General features: G+C 73.2%; 16 protein-coding genes and 1 pseudogene. 9 read left to right on the top strand and 8 right to left on the bottom strand.

Annotation, left to right across the window (positions count from 1 at the left end):
* Positions 1-162 precede the first annotated feature (162 nt).
* Complete coding sequence (locus tag BLT97_RS25055) at positions 163-708, top strand: peptidoglycan-binding domain-containing protein (protein WP_093613944.1); 546 nt, start codon at positions 163-165, stop codon at positions 706-708.
* A 63-nt stretch (positions 709-771) separates the two neighbouring features.
* Here BLT97_RS25055 and BLT97_RS25050 read toward each other — a convergent pair whose 3' ends face one another.
* The 3 genes from BLT97_RS25050 to BLT97_RS25040 form a co-directional block, all read right to left on the bottom strand.
* Entirely contained in the window at positions 772-1299 is a 528-nt protein-coding gene (locus BLT97_RS25050) for a helix-turn-helix domain-containing protein (protein ID WP_093613942.1), read from the bottom strand.
* A 70-nt stretch (positions 1300-1369) separates the two neighbouring features.
* Positions 1370-1927 (bottom strand): DUF3017 domain-containing protein, encoded by a 558-nt coding sequence (locus BLT97_RS25045; protein WP_425442763.1) that lies wholly within the window; start codon positions 1925-1927, stop codon positions 1370-1372.
* Between the two features lie 40 nt (positions 1928-1967).
* Positions 1968-2837, bottom strand: a complete 870-nt coding sequence (locus tag BLT97_RS25040; protein ID WP_093613940.1) for a bifunctional methylenetetrahydrofolate dehydrogenase/methenyltetrahydrofolate cyclohydrolase — start codon at positions 2835-2837, stop codon at positions 1968-1970.
* 303 nt (positions 2838-3140) lie between these two features.
* Here BLT97_RS25040 and BLT97_RS25035 point away from each other — a divergent pair, with 303 nt between their 5' ends.
* The 4 genes from BLT97_RS25035 (at position 3141) to BLT97_RS25020 (ending at position 6841) form a co-directional block, all read left to right on the top strand.
* A complete protein-coding gene (locus BLT97_RS25035) occupies positions 3141-3773 on the top strand; it encodes a hypothetical protein (protein ID WP_093613938.1) in 633 nt (210 codons plus the stop codon).
* Positions 3774-3928: 155 nt separating this feature from the next.
* Positions 3929-4669 (top strand): FHA domain-containing protein, encoded by a 741-nt coding sequence (locus BLT97_RS25030; protein WP_176953883.1) that lies wholly within the window; start codon positions 3929-3931, stop codon positions 4667-4669.
* Complete coding sequence (locus BLT97_RS25025) at positions 4666-6117, top strand: serine/threonine-protein kinase (RefSeq protein ID WP_093613935.1); 1452 nt, start codon at positions 4666-4668, stop codon at positions 6115-6117. Before BLT97_RS25030 ends, BLT97_RS25025 begins: the two co-directional genes overlap by 4 nt.
* A gap of 88 nt (positions 6118-6205) precedes the next feature.
* Positions 6206-6841, top strand: a complete 636-nt coding sequence (locus tag BLT97_RS25020) for a hypothetical protein (RefSeq protein ID WP_143041381.1) — start codon at positions 6206-6208, stop codon at positions 6839-6841.
* Between the two features lie 58 nt (positions 6842-6899).
* Here BLT97_RS25020 and BLT97_RS25015 read toward each other — a convergent pair whose 3' ends face one another.
* Positions 6900-7610: a hypothetical protein gene (locus BLT97_RS25015; RefSeq protein ID WP_093613931.1), complete on the bottom strand. Its 711-nt coding sequence runs from the start codon at positions 7608-7610 to the stop codon at positions 6900-6902.
* A 210-nt stretch (positions 7611-7820) separates the two neighbouring features.
* Between BLT97_RS25015 and purN the strand changes: the two genes are divergently transcribed.
* Both purN and purH read left to right on the top strand, forming a co-directional pair.
* Positions 7821-8453 carry a phosphoribosylglycinamide formyltransferase gene (gene purN, locus BLT97_RS25010; RefSeq protein ID WP_093613929.1) on the top strand — a complete coding sequence of 211 codons (633 nt, stop codon included), beginning with the start codon at positions 7821-7823 and terminating at the stop codon, positions 8451-8453.
* A complete protein-coding gene (gene purH / locus BLT97_RS25005; RefSeq protein WP_093613927.1) occupies positions 8450-10015 on the top strand; it encodes a bifunctional phosphoribosylaminoimidazolecarboxamide formyltransferase/IMP cyclohydrolase in 1566 nt (521 codons plus the stop codon). Before purN ends, purH begins: the two co-directional genes overlap by 4 nt.
* Before the next feature lie 67 nt (positions 10016-10082).
* On the opposite strand, the gene BLT97_RS25000 is transcribed toward purH, so the two are convergent.
* On the bottom strand, positions 10083-12014 hold the full coding sequence (locus tag BLT97_RS25000; protein WP_093613925.1) for a cell division protein PerM: 1932 nt from the start codon (positions 12012-12014) through the stop codon (positions 10083-10085).
* A 134-nt stretch (positions 12015-12148) separates the two neighbouring features.
* Between BLT97_RS25000 and BLT97_RS24995 the strand changes: the two are divergent.
* Positions 12149-12334: pseudogene (locus tag BLT97_RS24995) on the top strand (helix-turn-helix transcriptional regulator); the annotation flags it as partial.
* On the opposite strand, the gene BLT97_RS37990 reads toward BLT97_RS24995, so the two are convergent.
* Positions 12319-12951, bottom strand: coding sequence for a hypothetical protein (locus BLT97_RS37990; protein WP_176953879.1), 633 nt, complete (start codon positions 12949-12951; stop codon positions 12319-12321). The pseudogene BLT97_RS24995 and the gene BLT97_RS37990 overlap by 16 nt on opposite strands.
* Positions 12952-13093: 142 nt before the next feature.
* Here BLT97_RS37990 and BLT97_RS37985 point away from each other — a divergent pair, with 142 nt between their 5' ends.
* Positions 13094-14581: an RNA polymerase sigma factor gene (locus BLT97_RS37985; RefSeq protein WP_342742774.1), complete on the top strand. Its 1488-nt coding sequence runs from the start codon at positions 13094-13096 to the stop codon at positions 14579-14581.
* 229 nt (positions 14582-14810) lie between these two features.
* On the opposite strand, the gene sucD is transcribed toward BLT97_RS37985, so the two are convergent.
* Both sucD and sucC read right to left on the bottom strand, forming a co-directional pair.
* Positions 14811-15695 carry a succinate--CoA ligase subunit alpha gene (gene sucD, locus BLT97_RS24985; protein ID WP_093613923.1) on the bottom strand — a complete coding sequence of 295 codons (885 nt, stop codon included), beginning with the start codon at positions 15693-15695 and terminating at the stop codon, positions 14811-14813.
* A gap of 21 nt (positions 15696-15716) precedes the next feature.
* Positions 15717-16895: an ADP-forming succinate--CoA ligase subunit beta gene (gene sucC / locus BLT97_RS24980; RefSeq protein WP_093614086.1), complete on the bottom strand. Its 1179-nt coding sequence runs from the start codon at positions 16893-16895 to the stop codon at positions 15717-15719.
* Between the last annotated feature and the right edge of the window lie 40 nt (positions 16896-16935).

Here is a 16935-nt window from a genome sequence, read left to right as displayed (position 1 = left end):
TCCTGTGCAGTGTCCCATCCGCGTCCCACGGCGCGCGTGGGAACCCCAGGTCAGCGTAAGGGACGTCCCGGGCGATCCCGACCGCCCCCGGATTGCTTTTCGGCGAACCTTCCCACCGGACAGGCTCCTTGTCGTCAGCGCACCACTACGGGGGGAGCACAGATGCACCTCAGCAAGCAGCGCAGGTTCGGTATCGCGGCCGCGTCGGTCGCCGCCGGCGCCGGACTCCTGTTCACCGGCGTGGCTCCGGCCGTGGCCTCGCCCGGCTCGCCGGGCGGCCAGTACGTGATCGACGGCAAGGGCGACCCGACGAACGACTGGCACGACGAGGGGAACCTGTCCAAGCACTCGTACGCGCACAGCAACGCGACGCGGCTGTGGCAGACGATCCTCTGGGCGGACGGCGCCAAGTACAAGGGCTCGGACGGCAAGTGGCACTGGTTCACCAAGGACCAGATCGACGGGCACTTCGGCCCGCGCACCCACTCGGCCACGAAGTACTGGCAGAAGCGTGAGGGCCTCGCGGTCGACGGCGTGGTCGGCAAGCAGACCTTCGGCTACGCCGACGACTACTTGTCGCCGGTCGGCAACGGCAAGATGGAGTACTCCGGTTACGAGCGCAACGTCGTCTTCAAGCGCTCCGGCGGGCTGTACCACGTGAAGGTGGACGGCCACTGGAAGAAGGCCTCGTACAACTGGCGCAGCTGAGCCTGCGACAGCGGGGCGGGCTCCCCGCCGGCCGGTGTGCACGCCGGCCGGCGGGGAGCCCGTTCAGGCGCCCTTCGCCACGACGAACAACAGCCCGGCGAGCAGCAGCGCGATCACGGTGACGGCGGTGTACGCGAACAGGCGCCAGGGCGGGGCGGCATGCGGCTGCGACGGCCGGGCCTCCGGCTCCTCCTGCGGCACCCACCAGGGCAGGGTGTCCTCGTCCTCGCCCGGGTCGAGGTCCGACCAGCCGGGAGCGGTGCCCGTCGCGCCCTCCGCGGGGGGCTCGCCCCCGGCGTTCTCTCCGGTCTCCGGCTTCGGCCACGCCCGTACGGCCAGCTCCCAGCGCGCCCCGCAGCGCGCCGCCTCCGCGGCGTCCAGGTTCGCCACCTTGCAGAGCGCGAGCACCGCCTTGCGGGGCGGCGGCTGCTGCCCGTTCAGATAGCGCTGCCAGGAGGACTTGCTGTACGAGGTGCGCTTGCCGAGTGCGACCAGGCTCAGCCCCGTACGGTCCTTCAGCAGGCGCAACTGCTCCACGAAATGCGCCACTTCAGCCGGAAGCTCCTCCGGCAGCGGCTGCCACAATCCCACCGTTCACCCCCCGCCGGCCGTTCGCCGGTATGTCCGACTGACGGACGGAGTGGGGGGTTCGGTTCCCGGCTCAGCTGCTGATCGTGAAGTGCAGGGTCTCGTCCAGGAACGGGATCTCCAGGATCGGCTTCGGCTGGGCCATCAGCGCGAGGAGCACGATCGCCACACCGAGCAGCCCGTACGTGACCATGTCCGTGAAGCGGGAGCGCACCGCGAGCATGCCCACCGAGGGCAGCACGCGGCGCAGCACCGCGCCGATGAGCAGCGCGACCCCGACGAGCAGCGTGCCGGCGCGCCACACGTCGACCGCCGTGAGGAGCAGACCGAGTCCGGCCACGGCGAGCACCGTGAGCATCGGCCACTGCCGGGCCGGCGCGGGCGCGTCACCCGGAGCCGCGCGGCCGCCGCCCTCGGGGCGGGCGGTGTCCTTGGTGAAGAGCGGGAAGCGGCGGGTCTTGCGGGCCGGGGGCTCGCCTCCGGACACGGCCGACTCGCCCACCACGGGCTCCTGCTCCGACGCCTCCGGGGGCCCGGTCCCGGACTCCCGCTCCGACACCTCCGGGGGCCCGGCCGCGGGCTCCTGCCGGGACGCCCCAGGCTCCCCGGGCTCCCCGGGCCTCCCGGTCACGGCCTCGCGGCCCTCGCCGTCCGGCGGGAGGGCCGGGTGCTCAGCCGGCACCGTGACCACCTGCCGCGCGCTCGGCGGCCTCGACGACGTTGACCAGGAGCTGGGCGCGGGTCATCGGGCCGACGCCGCCCGGGTTGGGCGAGATCCAGGACGCGACCTCGGCGACACCCGGGTGCACATCGCCGACGATCTTCCCGCTCTCGTCCCGCGAGACACCGACGTCCAGGACCGCGACGCCGGGCTTCACGTCCTCGGGCTTGATCAGGTGCGGCACACCCGCGGCGGCCACGATGATGTCGGCGCGCTTGAGGTGGGCGGCCAGGTCGCGGGTGCCGGTGTGGCACTGGGTCACGGTCGCGTTCTCGGAGCGGCGGGTCAGGAGCAGCGGCATCGGGCGCCCGATGGTCACGCCGCGGCCGACGACCACCACCTCGGCGCCGTTGATCTCCACGCCGTACTGGCGGAGCAGCGTGATCACGCCGTTGGGCGTGCAGGGCAGCGGCGCCGGCTCGTTCAGGACGAGGCGCCCGAGGTTCATCGGGTGCAGGCCATCGGCGTCCTTGTCCGGGTCCATCAGCTCGAGGATGCGGTTCTCGTCGATGCCCTTGGGGAGCGGGAGCTGGACGATGTAGCCGGTGCAGGCCGGGTCCTCGTTGAGCTCGCGGACGACCGCCTCGATCTCCTCCTGCGAGGCCGTCGCGGGCAGCTCGCGCTGGATCGAGGCGATACCGACCTGGGCGCAGTCGCGGTGCTTGCCCGCGACGTACTTCTGGCTGCCGGGGTCCTCACCGACGAGCACGGTGCCGAGTCCGGGGGTGATGCCCCGGGCCTTGAGCGCTTCCACGCGGACGGCGAGCTCGGCCTTGATCGCGGCCGCGGTGGCCTTGCCATCGAGAATCTGGGCGGTCATGGGACACATACTCGCCGATCCGGGTCCCCGGTCTCCAATCGGCCGCCGATGAGTTCCCGGCGGATCCGGCCGGGCCGGCCGGATCCGTCCCGCACGGCCGCATCCCCGCCCCGCGCCCAAGATCGACGAGATTGCACTTGCACAACACATATGGAATGCGGGTGGACAACTATGCGCCTGTCCTAGAACCATGTCGGGCACAGTGCCGCGGGTGTGACGGGGGGACGGCCGCTGAACCGTACGACCTTCCTCCTTTGTGCGATCCGCGTCGTCCCCGCACTACCCACGGAGGAGTCAAGCGCCATGAGTTACGGCGACCCGAACAACCCGTATGGGCAGCCGCCCCAGCAGCCACCGGCCGCTCCCGGCTACGGCTACCCCCAGCAGGCCCCGCCCTCCGTGCCGCCGCAGCAGGGCTACGGCTATCCGCAGCAGCCCGGTTACCCCGGCTACCCGGGATACCCCGGCGGCAATGCGATGCAGCAGTCGATGCCGGGCCTCCTCGTGACGGCCCGCGTGTTCCTGTTCATCATCTCCGCGGTGCAGATCATCGGGGCGCTCGCCTTCGTCTACCTCGCGGCCTTCGCCAACGACATCGGCGACGCCTACGACGACCTCGGTCTCGGTTCCTCCAGCGACGCGGACGCGGCGACCGGGCTGTTCTTCGTGTTCGCGCTGATCGCGGCCGGTCTCGCCGCGCTGTCCATCACGCTCGGCGTGAAGTTCGGCAACGGCGGCCAGGGCATCCGCATCACGGCCTGCGTCTACGGCGCGCTCGGTGCGATCTTCGGCCTCATCTCGCTGTTCATCGGCCTCGACACGGGCACCGCCACCGCGACCATCTTCCCGCTCCTGTGGGTGGTCTTCGGCGGCATCATCACCGCCGCCCCGGTGACCCCCGCCGGCACCGCCTGGTTCGCCCGCCCGCGCTACTGAGCGGCATGCGCCCGGCGCGGGCCACCGCGACGACGCGAGTCACCGCACGACGCGAGTCACCGCAACGAAAGGGCCGCACCCCGTCGTCGTACGAAGGGGCGCGGCCCTTTGCGCTGCCACTGCTGCGACGAGGTACGGCTGCATGGGGGGACGACGTGCACAGTCCGGACAGCATCATCGTGGTGCCGCCGCACTGCCCGGATCCGGGGCACCAACTCCGGCTCCGGCCCGGCGAGAAGCTCACCTTCGGGCGTGCGGCCCGCGACCTGACGCTCGACCACGAGGGCGTCTCGCGGCAGGCGGGCGAGATCGCCGCCCAGGGCGCCTTCTGGATCCTGAGCAACCTCAGCCGCTCACAGACGTACGTGGTGGAGAACCCGGAGGGCGCCGGCGAGCACATCAAGGTGGCGCCGGGGCGCCTGGACGCTCCGGTGCCCTTCGAGTTCTCCCGGGTGGTGCTGCCGGCCGCGGGCGACCTGCTCGCGTTCGAGGTGTGGGCGCCGCGCCATGAGCATCTGCCGCGCCACACCGACGGGTTGGGCGGTACGGAGACGGTGCCGGCGTTCTCGCTGGACGTGACCAAGCGCTACTTCGCCGTCCTGGCGGCGCTGTGCGAGCCGCGGCTGCGCGGCGCCCCGCACGCCCCCGTGCCCACGGTGGAGCAGGTCGCGCGGCGGCTCGCACCGCGCTGGCCCGCGGCGAGCCGGGCCACGGTGCAGTGGAACATCGACTACCTCGCGGTGAAGCTGCGCCTGAAGGCGTCGGCCGATGCGGCGGAGGGCGGTCCGCGCCTGCACGGCAAGAAGGAGGCGCTGGTCTCCCTGGCCCTGCGGTTCGATCTCGTACGGGAGGACGATCTCGCCGTACTGCCGCCGACGGCGCAGGTGCGGCGGTGACCGGCGGGTCCGCGGGCGGGGGTGGCGGGTCCGGCGGTGGGGCGCCCTTCGCCGTCACCGTGCCCGAGGGCTACCGCGTCGGGGACTGGGAGGTCCTCGGGCCGCTCGGGACGGGCTCGTTCGGCAGTGTGTACGCGGCGCGGCACGTGGGGCCCGAGGAGGCCGCGCTGCCCCGGCGGGCCGCGCTGAAGTTCCTGTCCACCGGGACGGGCACCCCGCGCAGAGCGGCGTATCTGCGCGAACTGGCCGCGCGCGAGGTCGAGTTGCTGAGCCGGCTGCGCGCGCCCCGCCTGATCAGGATGTACGAGACCCTGACCGTGGACGACGCCGGGCGCCCCGACCTCGACGGCGCCGCGGTCCTCGTCCTGGAGGAGGCCGCGACCTCCCTCGACGCACTGCTCGACGAAGGGCCGCCGCCGGACGGCCCGGCGCTGCTCGCCGGGATCTGCGAGGGCCTGGCCCAACTGCACGGCGCGGGCTGGTTGCACGGCGACCTGAAGCCGGCGAACGTGCTGTTGATGGCGGACCGCTCGGTGCGCCTCGCGGACTTCACCATGGCGGCCGAACTGGAGGGCACCCACGCCTACGCGCCCGCCTTCTCCACCCCGGACTACACCCCGCCCGAGCTGCTGTGGCCGGAGGTCGGCGAGCGGGGCCTCCAGGTCCGGCCGAGCGCGGACATCTGGGCGTTCGGGGTGCTCGCGCACGTGGTGCTCACCGGCACCTACCCCCTGCCCGGAGGCACCCCAGCGGTGCGCCGTGACGCGGCGGTGCGCTACGCGCTCGGCGAGGAGGAGCTGCGCCTGTCCCCTCATCTGCCGCCGGAATGGGCGCAGTTGGTGACGGACTGCCTGAGCGCCGGGCACCGGGAGCGCGCGGCATTCGACGCGGCGGGCCTGGCCGTACGGGTCCGCGCGATCGCGGACACCGGGCGGCCCGGCCGGCGTGCCCGCGTGCGCCGCGGGCCGTCCCGGCGCACCGTGTGGTCCTCGCTCGCGGCGGCCGCGGTGTTCGCCGCGGCGGCGACGGTGTACGCGCTGTGGCCCGACCCCGGCGTCACGTACGGCTACCACCGCTGCCCGGCGGGCGAGGTGTGCTTCTTCTCCGAGTTCAACGGCAACGGGGAGATGTGCCATTGGGCCGGGGACGACGAGGACTGGCTGACCGGCAGGACCCGCTGCCCGTGGTCCGCGGAGCAGCCGGTGAAGTCGGTGTTCAACAACAACCAGGAACGGACCGAGGAGATCGCCATCGCCTATTGGCGCGGCCCCCGCTTCGTCCCGGACGCAACCGAGTTGAAGCGCCGGACGGACCGCGCCGGCTGCACCGACGTCAACCAGCAGGGCAACCTCAAGGGCGACTACAAGATCCGCTCCCACAGCTGGCTGCCGGGCTGCGACGAGGACCAGGCCTTCCCGCGCCCGACCGTGACCGAGAGCAACCTCTGACCTCCGAGGTACCCGGGCCCGCCGCCGCTGCCTAGCGTGGTCGACCGCGCCACCACGGGGGGCGGCGCAGCTGGGGGGACACACCGCCATGGGACGAGGTTTCGTTTCGGTGTGCGTGGTCGCGGCGGTCCTGGGCACCGCCGCGACCGGCTGCACCACCGCACAGGGCGCCGCCGACGCCGAGCGGCCGGGCCGACTGGTCAACACCCGTACGTGCCTTGAGCGTTACGGCCATCCGGACCCCGCACCGCCCGGGTACCGCACGGCACTCTCACGGGAGTCCCTGATCCGCTACGACAACGCCCGCGCCGCCTGCCAGGGCGGCCGCATCCTGTCCCGCGCCGAACTGGCCGAGCTGAAACGGGCCGAGGACGCACTGACGGTGGCCTGCCGCGAACGGTCCACCACCGGGGACGGACGCAAGCGGTCCACCGCCGGGGCCGCCACCGAGTGCCGGACGCGCGCGCAGGAGCGGCTGTACGGGGACGCCGCGACCTGGACGCGCGTCAACGCGCTCCTGGACGCTCTGCCGGCGCCCACCGCTCCGCCCGACGCACGGACGGCGAGCGCGCGGGCCGAGGCGCTGCGCTACGCGTGGGACGTGACGCTCGCCCCGTACCAGGCCGAACTGCGCCTGCGCACCCGGATGCGCCTCGCCGCACTCGACGAGGCGCGCAAGCTCAACGGGCTGCCCGGCACGGGCAGTCGGTCCACCGGCCGGTGACCGGAGCCGATGCGCCGGGCGAAGGGGCGTAAGTGCGTAAGTGCGTAAGTGCGCCGGATCAGTCCTGCTCGCCGAGCAGCGTGCGCAACGGCTTCGGCAGCAGCTCCTCGCACTGCTTCTGCGCGGCATGCGTGTTCGCGTCGCGCTCGCAGACGTAGTAGTCGCGATAGACGAGCTGGGCGCTGAACGTCAGGGCGACCATGGCCAGCGCCAGTCCGCCCGTGACCAGACCGCTCACCGCGGCCGTCGTCTGCGGCTTGCCCGCGCCGGGTGCGGGGGCGGGCTGCGTCGGGTCCGGGGTCTTGGGCTTGGCCCGCAGCGAGGTCACACCCCAGTAGACGGCGAGCGCACCGAGCAGCAGGGCCACGTAAGGCCAGCCGAACAGCCCGAAGAAGAACGCCCACATGCCGCCGAGCAGCGCATAGCGCGCACGGCGCTGCGCGGGGTCGGTCGGGTCCCAGCGCATCGGGCCACCCGGCCCGTTCTGCCCGCCCTCGGGTCCTGGCCGCTGGCCGAAGCCGCCGGAGGAACGGCCGGGCTGCCGCGGGCTCCAGCCCGGACCGCCGCCCTGACCGCCGCCGTCGCCCCTGCCGTCGCCGTCGCCGCCCTCGGGGTGCCGCGGGCGCCAGGGCTGCTCGGGGGCGCCCTCGGGCGGGGGCGCGAAGGGGTTGTCGCTTCCCTCAGGGTCCTTGTTCGCGTCCTGCGAGGAGCCCTGCGGTGAGGAGCCCTGCGGCGACGAGGACGAGGGCGAGGGCATGCGATCCGGCATCAGGTGTGCGTCTTTCCCCGTAGTCGTTGTAGCGCCTTGCTCCCCAGACGCTACCTGCCGGTCACGCCACCGTCCCGTGGGGGCTCTCGTGTGTGCCGGTATCGTTGCTGACGGTCGGGCGCTTCGTAGAGTTCCCCGTATCGGGGACACCGAAGCATTCGTACGACCGTACAAAACACTGATGCGCTGACGATTCGAAAGGGCCCCGCCGTGGCCACCCCCGCAACTTCGCCGGTACCGCCGAAGCGGCTTGTCGTTCTGGTGTCCGGTTCCGGCACCAATCTTCAGGCGCTGCTCGACGCCGCGGCCGACCCCGCGTTCGGTGCCGAGGTCGTCGCGGTGGGCGCCGACCGGGACAACATCGTCGGTCTGGAGCGCGCGCGGAAGGCCGGTCTGCCGACCTTCGTGTGCCGCGTCAAGGACTTCGACAGCCGGTCCGACTGGGACCGCGAACTGACGGAGGCGACCGCCGCGCACGCCCCGGACCTGGTGGTGTCGGCGGGCTTCATGAAGATCCTGGGCAAGGAGTTCCTGGCCCGCTTCGGCGGCTGCACGGTCAACACGCACCCGGCGCTGCTGCCGTCTTTCCCCGGTGCCCACGGTGTGCGCGACGCGCTCGCGTACGGCGCGAAGGTCACCGGCTGCACCGTCCACTTCGTCGACGACGGCGTCGACACGGGGCCGATCATCGCGCAGGGCGTGGTCGAGGTCCTGGACGAGGACGACGAATCCGCGCTCCACGAGCGCATCAAGGAAGTCGAGCGAAGGCTGCTCGTCGAGGTCGTGGGGCGGCTCGCCCGGCACGGCCATCGCATTGAGGGACGAAAGGTATCCATCCCGTGACCGCCGCATCTTCCGGACAGCGCCCCATCCGCAGGGCCCTGATCAGCGTCTACGACAAGACCGGGCTCGAGGAGCTGGCGCAGGGCCTGCACGAGGCCGGCGTCCGGCTCGTCTCCACCGGCTCGACGGCCTCGAAGATCGCGGCGGCGGGCGTGCCCGTCACCAAGGTCGAGGAGCTGACCGGCTTCCCCGAGTGCCTGGACGGCCGGGTCAAGACGCTGCACCCGCGCGTGCACGCCGGGATCCTCGCCGACCTGCGCCTGGACGCGCACCGCGAGCAGCTCGCGGAGCTGGGCGTGGAGCCCTTCGACCTGGTGGTCGTGAACCTCTACCCCTTCCAGCAGACCGTCGCCTCCGGCGCCTCCCCCGACGAGTGCGTGGAGCAGATCGACATCGGCGGCCCGTCGATGGTCCGCGCCGCCGCCAAGAACCACCCGTCGGTCGCGGTCGTCACCAGCCCCGCGCGGTACGCCGATGTGCTGTCGGCCGTACGTGAGGGCGGCTTCGACCTGACGGCCCGCAAGCGCCTCGCCGCCGAAGCGTTCCAGCACACGGCGTCGTACGACGTGGCGGTGGCCTCCTGGTTCGCGGCGGATTACGCGGCGGCGGACGACTCGGGTCTGCCGGACTTCCTGGGCTCGGCGTATGAGCGCTCCAACGTCCTGCGCTACGGCGAGAACCCGCACCAGCCGGCCGCTCTGTACGTGGACGGCACGGGCGGTCTGGCCGCCGCCGAGCAGCTGCACGGCAAGGAGATGTCGTACAACAACTACACGGACACGGACGCCGCGCGCCGTGCCGCGTACGACCACGCCGAGCCCTGCGTCGCGATCATCAAGCACGCCAACCCGTGCGGCATCGCGATCGGCGACGACGTGGCCGAGGCCCACCGCAAGGCGCACGCCTGCGACCCGCTGTCGGCCTTCGGCGGTGTGATCGCCGTCAACCGTCCGGTGTCGGTGGCGATGGCCGAGCAGGTCGCCGAGATCTTCACCGAGGTCATCGTGGCCCCGGACTACGAGGACGGCGCGGTCGAGGTCCTGGCCCGCAAGAAGAACATCCGCGTCCTGCGCTGCCCCGAGGCCCCCGCCTCCGCCGTCGAGGTCAAGCCGATCGACGGCGGCGCGCTGCTCCAGGTCACCGACCGGCTCCAGGCCGACGGCGACGACCCGGCCAACTGGACGCTGGCGACGGGCGAGGCGCTGTCGGAGCCGGAGCTCGCGGAGCTCTCGTTCGCCTGGAAGGCCTGCCGCGCGGTCAAGTCCAACGCGATCCTGCTCGCCAAGGACGGCGCCTCGGTCGGCGTGGGCATGGGCCAGGTCAACCGCGTCGACTCGGCGAAGCTCGCGGTGGAGCGCGCCGGCGAGGAGCGGGCGCGCGGTGCGTACGCGGCCTCGGACGCGTTCTTCCCGTTCCCCGACGGCCTGGAGATCCTGACCGCGGCCGGCGTGAAGGCCGTGGTCCAGCCGGGCGGCTCGGTCCGCGACGAGCAGGTGGTCGAGGCGGCGAAGGCGGCGGGCGTGACGATGTACTTCACGGGGACGCGTCACTTCTTCCACTGACCGGTGTGGGAAAGGGGCCCGGAAGCGCTTCGGCTTCCGGGCCCCTTCGCATGGGTGGGGACGCGGCCTACGTACTGCCGCCGCCTTCGGCATCGCTTGCCTTGTCGGCGGGTCCGGCGGGTCCGGCGAGTTCGGGTCCGGCCGGTCCGGCCTTCGGTGACCCGTCGGCCTGAGGCGCGTCTGCCGTGTGCGGCGCCGCTTCTGCGGGCGTCGGCGCAGGCCGAGTCGCGGGCGCGGAGTCGGACATGGGCGCGGACTCGGGCAGGGGCGCGGACCCGGGCATGGGTACGGACTCGGACGCGGGCTCGGGCCGAGTCGCGGGCTCGGAACCGGACGCGGACACCTGCTCATCCGCCCGCGACTCCCGCTCCGACACCTTCCCCAGCATCGCCCATCGCACCATCCGGGCCCCGGTGTCATGCCAGGACGAAGACCGGCCGGACGCCCCGGAGTCGAGGAAGTCGTACGGCTCGAAGCCCGGCCGCGCGGACAGGCCACCGGACGACGGCCCCCCGGATGCCACCGCGCTCCCGCTCTCGGCCTCGCCCTCCGCGCGCCGCCGCGGCCACCACCGTGGCATCCGCCGGGCGCGCGGCCCGACCGACCCGAAGGCATCGGCGGCATCCACGGCTTCGCCAGCCGGCGTGAACTCCGAGGCGGGGGCGGCCTCCTGGTCCACGGCGCCCTTCGGGATCCGCCCCCGCCACCCCCGTACGCCCAACACCTGTGGCATCCCGACCACCAGCACCCAGCCGCAGGCCGCACCGCCCACCTGCCACCACACCGGCCCGAACGAGGCCAGCGTCCCGACGCCGAGCGGCCCGCCGGCCAGCGCTGCCGGCAGCGCGAGCGCCGCGCCGGTGAACAGCGCGGCGAGGCCGACCGTCAACGCCGTCTCGCCCCGCCCCCACACCTCCTCGCGCCCGCCGCCCGCGGGCGCCGCGGCCCGCAGCACGAACCAGCCGGCCGTCAGCCCGGCGAGCACCGCGACGCCGGCGCAGGCCCAGTTCAGCGGGGTGCCGGGGCCGGGCGACGGCACGGCGGCGAGCAGTGGGAAGGACGGCAGCAACGGACCGCCGTCGGGAGCGCCCAGCGGCCAGGCGACCTGGCCGGCGCCGAGCAGGACACCGGGGCCGAGCGCGTAGGCGGCGCCCCAGACCGCCGCGTTCGGCACCAGCGCCACGGCAAGCAGCAGCACCGCGGCCCGCCCCGACCACGCACCGGTCAGCTGAAGGAACGAAGCCTGCGCCGCCTCCAGATGCAGGGCCAGCGAGACCGCCACGGCCAGCGCACCGCCGCCGACCAGGACCGCCGCACCCGCAGCCGCCGCGCGCCCGGCCGCGGCGAGCTGGTCCCTGCGGTCCAGGAGCGCCCGTACGGGAGCGGTGTCCTGGAGGCGGAGGACGTACGCGGGCAGCGGACCGCGCGGGCGGCCGTAGGCCGTCCACACCCCGGCGGCCGCGGCCACGGCGGCGAGCAGCGGCAGATGGACGAGGGCGCTGACCGGATCCGCGTACAGCGGCCCGCCCTGCGCGTAGAACATCGCGGCGGCCCCGACCAGGAGATAACCGCCGGCCACCCCGCCCAGCGCGGTCCGCACGTCCGGCGCCGTGTCGGCGGCGTCGCGGGCCGCGCGGTGCACGAGCAGCGCGGGCAGTCCGAGCAGGAGCAGCGGGGTCACACCGACCGGGGCCGGGGTGCCGGTGAGGGTATCGGGCCGGATGACGTCCGCGCCGTGGGCGAGCAGCCACAGGCCGGCGGCCACGTGCAGCGCCTGTCCGGGACCGCTGTCCGGGTAGGGCGAGGAGATCCAGAACGCCATGACCAGGACGGCGAGCGCGCCGAGCCCCAGGCCCGCGGCGACGGCCCCGCCCAGGAGACAGGGCACGAGGGCCGAAGATCTGCGGCGCGTGGCAAGGGCGTTGAGCAGGGCCTGCGGAGTCACCGCCGGCCCCTCTGACGGCGCGCTGCGGTCGGTCGTGTGCGTCACGCCCGCCATGGTCCCAACGACACGCGCGCTCTTCGCGTAACAGGCGAATGCCCGAAGTGTCGCTCAATATACGTTTATGTACTTATCGGGGCACTGGTCTGCCATGCGCCCCGACCCACGGTCCACGGTGTGGAGAGTCCGACATGACGCAGAGTGCCGCCGCCTCGCTGCCCGGCCCCGAGGAGCGCCGTCGGCTGCGGGAGGCGAACGGTCTGACCCAGGCCCAGGTCGCCGATCTCGTCGGCGTCACACGCGAGACCGTCCGCTCCTGGGAGACGGGCCGCACCAACCCTCGGGGCCGTACACGCGAGGCCTACGCGGAACTGGTGGCGGGGTGGAGCGCGGGCGGACGGGCGGCGCCTCGGGGACGCCGGTTGGGCGAGGTGGTGGATCTGGGGAGTGACGGGCGGTCTGCTGCGGGGGCGCGTGCGTCGGCGGGGGTGGGGTCGGAGGGGGCCGCCGGGGCGGCGGGGGCTGTGTCGGCGGACACCGGAGCGGCGGGGGCCGGGGTGTCGCACACCGGAGCGGCGAAGGGCGCGGGTACGGCGGGTGCGGCTGGGGTGTTGAAGGCTTCCGGGCCGGGGCGAGCTTCCGCGACGGAGGCGGCGGCGGACAGCCGTACGAAGGGGGAGCAGCGCGGAGGCGCAGTTGACCGGGCGGCTCGGCCCACGCCCGCGCTGCTCGCGAAGTTCGCGAAGCGGCGTGGCGGGGTTGCCGCTGGGGCGGAGCAGCCGGGGCCGGTGGCATCCGCACCCACGGAGCCGATGCCGACGGTGGCGGTCACGCCCTCGGAGCCGACGCCGAGCCCGCGCCCGAAACCGGCCCCGCCCCCTGCTCCCACACCGACTCCGACTCCGGCGCCGAAGCCTCCGCCGCCGATGCCGGAGCCGAACGCCGCGCGGAGTTCGCGCCCGGAGCCGGCAGCCACGTCGCGCCCAGCCCCCACGCCCGCTCCTGCTCCTGCTCCTGCTCCTGCTCCTGCTCCCGCCGTCACGGCTGACGCGAGCTCGCGGTCTGCCGTTGCCCGTACGGACTCGCGTCCTGACGTTGCGCGTACCGAGACAGCGGCTGCGAAGACGGAGGCCGAGGTGAGGACGGAGGCGCAGGCGCAGGCGGTCCGGCCGAAGGCCAAGGGCGTCGAGCCCGCGCCCGAACCCGCGGAGCCGGAGCGCACCCGGCCCACGTCGGCCTCCGCCGAGCAGGCCGAACTCAAGCCCCCCGCCCCCAAGTCCACCGAGCCCGAACGCTCTCCGGCCACCCCCGTCGAGCCCGAGTCCATCGCGTCCTCCGAACACGAGAAGGCTGTCGAGCACCTCATGCCTGTGAAGCCCGTCGAGCCCGCCGCGCGCGGCGAGGTCAGTCCGTCCGCGGGGTCCGCCGAGGCCGCCGCACTCCCCCAGGCCGCCGGCCGAGTCGAGCTCGTCAAGGCCGAACCGCAGGCCGGTGCCGAGCACGGGCGCGAGAAGCGCAAGGGCCGCAAGGGGTCCCGGACCCGCCCGAAGGCCGCGGCCAAGCGCGCCGCCAAGCCGGCCGGCACCGGGCCCGCGCGCGACGAGCACAGCGGTGTGCCGCGCGATCACCATGCCGAGCACGGCGGTTCCTGGACGCCGGCGCCGCAGCGCCACGCCCCGGCCGGCGGCGGACCGGACGCACGGCCGGCGTCCGCTCGGGCCACCGCGCTGGTCGGCGAAGGACCCGACGGGCCCGACGGCGGGCTCGCCGGAGACGGACCGCTCGGCCCGGGCGAGGGCGAGGGCGAAGGGACGCAGGGGCCTGCGGGGCTGACGCCCGCTCAGGCCTTCGACGCGCTCTACGCGTTCACGGCCCCCGGCCTCGTACGGCAGACGTATCTGCTGACCGGACGGCGGGCCCTTGCGAAGGAGTCCGTGGAGCGGGCCTTCCACAAGGCGTGGGAGCAGTGGCCCGAGGTCGCCAAGGACCGTGACCCGGTGGGCTGGGTGCGGGCGGCCGCGTACGAGTACGCGCTGTCGCCGTGGCACCGCCTGCGCCGCAGCCACCGCCACCCGGACGCCCCGCCCGCGGAGCCGGAGGACCGCAAGCTGCTCGACACGCTGCTCAGCCTGCCGCCCTCGTACCGGCGCACGCTCGTCCTCTACGACGGCGTGGGGCTCGACCTGCCCGAGACTGCGGCCGAGACGGAGGCCAGCACCCCGGCCGCCGCGAACCGGCTCGTGCACGCCCGCGAGGCCATCGCCGAGCGACTGCCCGAGCTCGCCGACCCGGCCGAACTGCAGCGCAGACTGGACGAGTTGGCGTGCGCCGAGAAACTCGGCACGGGCAAGGCGCCCGCGGTGCGGGGTGAGGGCGAGCGGCGCGTGCGGTTCTGGACGCGGGCGGCCATCGCGTTCACGGCGCTGATCATCGGGGCGTCGGCGATCACGTGGATCACCTCGGCGAAGGACTACGAGCCGCCGGTGTCCCCGGGCCAGAAGGTCACCGGCGTACCGCCGCGGCCCGGCCCACAGGTCCTCGACCCGCAGGAGAAGGAGCTGCGCGAGAAGCTGCGCAAGGGCCCGGGGTCCGGACCCGAGCGGGTGCGTCCGCTGGCGGAGTAGAGCCCGGTTACCCGGACAGTCCCCTCCCGCCCGGGGGCCGCGCCAGCCCCGCAAGACTATCGGCCGCCACTGACAACGGGGTTGACCTGCGAGAACACCCCGGGGCCCGGGTGCCCGGGTGCCCCGATCCACCCCCGCTCCCGCCCCCGCACACGCACACGCCCCCGCACACGCCGAAGGCCCGTACCCCTGGCAGGAGGGGTACGGGCCTTCGTAGCGGCTAAAGCGCTCAGCCGGCGAGGATCGCGCGGGCGAGCTTGGCCGTCTCGGTCGGGGTCTTGCCGACCTTGACGCCCGCGGCCTCGAGGGCCTCCTTCTTCGCGGCGGCCGTGCCGGAGGAGCCGGAGACGATGGCGCCGGCGTGGCCCATGGTCTTGCCCTCGGGCGCGGTGAAGCCGGCGACGTAGCCGACGACCGGCTTGGTCACGTTGGCCTTGATGAAGTCGGCCGCACGCTCCTCGGCGTCGCCGCCGATCTCGCCGATCATGACGATCAGGTCGGTGTCGGGGTCGGCCTCGAAGGCCGCCAGGGCGTCGATGTGCGTCGTGCCGATGACCGGGTCACCGCCGATGCCCACGGCCGAGCTGAAGCCGATGTCGCGGAGCTCGTACATCATCTGGTACGTCAGCGTGCCGGACTTCGAGACCAGGCCGATGCGGCCCGGCTTCGTGATGTCGCCCGGGATGATGCCGGCGTTGGACTGGCCCGGGGTGATGAGACCGGGGCAGTTCGGGCCGATGATGCGGGTCTTGCCGCCCTTCTCCAGCGAGTACGCGTAGAACGCGGCGGAGTCGTGCACGGCGATGCCCTCGGTGATGACGACCGCGAGCGGGATCTCGGCGTCGATCGCCTCGACCACGGCGGCCTTGGCGAAGGCCGGCGGGACGAAGAGGACGGAGACGTTGGCGCCCGTCTTCTCCATCGCCTCGGCGACGGTGCCGAAGACCGGGATCTCGGTGCCGTCGATGTCGACGGACGTGCCGGCCTTGCGCGGGTTCACGCCGCCGACGATGTTCGTGCCGTCACCGAGCATCAGCTTGGTGTGCTTCATGCCCGTGGCACCGGTCATGCCCTGGACGATGACCTTGCTGTCCTTGTTGAGGAAGATAGCCATGGTGGTGTCTGACCTCGTCCCTTACTTCGCGGCCGCGAGCTCGGCGGCCTTGTCGGCCGCGCCGTCCATCGTGTCCACGCGCTGCACCAGCGGGTGGTTGGCGTCGCTGAGGATCTTGCGACCCAGCTCCGCGTTGTTGCCGTCGAGACGCACGACGAGCGGCTTGGTGACCTCTTCGCCCTTCGACGAGAGCAGCTCCAGGGCCTGGACGATGCCGTTGGCGACCTCGTCACAGGCGGTGATGCCACCGAAGACGTTGACGAAGACGGACTTGACGTCCGGGTCGCCGAGGATGATCTCGAGGCCGTTGGCCATCACCTCGGCGGACGCGCCGCCGCCGATGTCGAGGAAGTTGGCCGGCTTGACGCCGCCGTGGTTCTCACCGGCGTACGCGACGACGTCGAGGGTGCTCATGACGAGACCCGCGCCGTTGCCGATGATGCCGACCTCGCCGTCGAGCTTGACGTAGTTGAGGCCCTTGGCCTTGGCCGCAGCCTCGAGCGGGTTGGCTGCGTCCTTGTCCTCGAGCGCCTCGTGCTCGGGCTGGCGGAAGTCGGCGTTGGCGTCCAGGGAGACCTTGCCGTCCAGGGCCAGGATGTCGCCGGAGGCGACCTTGGCGAGCGGGTTGACCTCGACGAGGAGGGCGTCCTCGGCGACGAAGGTCTTCCACAGCGTCTGGAGCACGTCGGCGATCTTGTCGGCGACGTCGGCCGGGAACTTCGCGGCCTCGACGATCTCGCGGGCCTTCTCCGGGGTCACACCGGCGTTGGCGTCGACCGCGATCTTGGCGACGGCCTCGGGGCGGTTGGCCGCGACTTCCTCGATGTCCATGCCGCCCTCGACGGAGGCGATGCACAGGAAGGTGCGGTTGGTGCGGTCGAGGAGGTAGGAGACGTAGTACTCCTCCGCGATCTCGGGGGCCAGCTCGGCGATCATCACCTTGTGGACCGTGTGGCCCTTGATGTCCATGCCGAGGATCTGGCCGGCCTTCTCGACCGCGTCGTCGCCGCTGTCGGCCAGCTTCACGCCGCCGGCCTTGCCGCGGCCGCCGACCTTCACCTGCGCCTTGACGACGGACTTGCCGCCGAGACGCTCGGTCACCGCGCGCGCCGCCTCAGGCGTGTCGATGACTTCACCGGCCAGCACCGGTACACCGTGCTTGGCGAAGAGGTCCCTCGCCTGGTACTCGAACAGGTCCACGCGCGTCCGTCCCTTTTCCGTGTCGCGTCGGTCGCGTTTC

Origin of the sequence: Streptomyces indicus (assembly GCF_900100315.1) — a bacterium.
Classification (GTDB): domain Bacteria; phylum Actinomycetota; class Actinomycetes; order Streptomycetales; family Streptomycetaceae; genus Streptomyces; species Streptomyces indicus.
The sequence above is the reverse complement of the archived record's forward strand: the minus strand, read 5'-3'. Positions and strand labels throughout refer to the sequence as shown.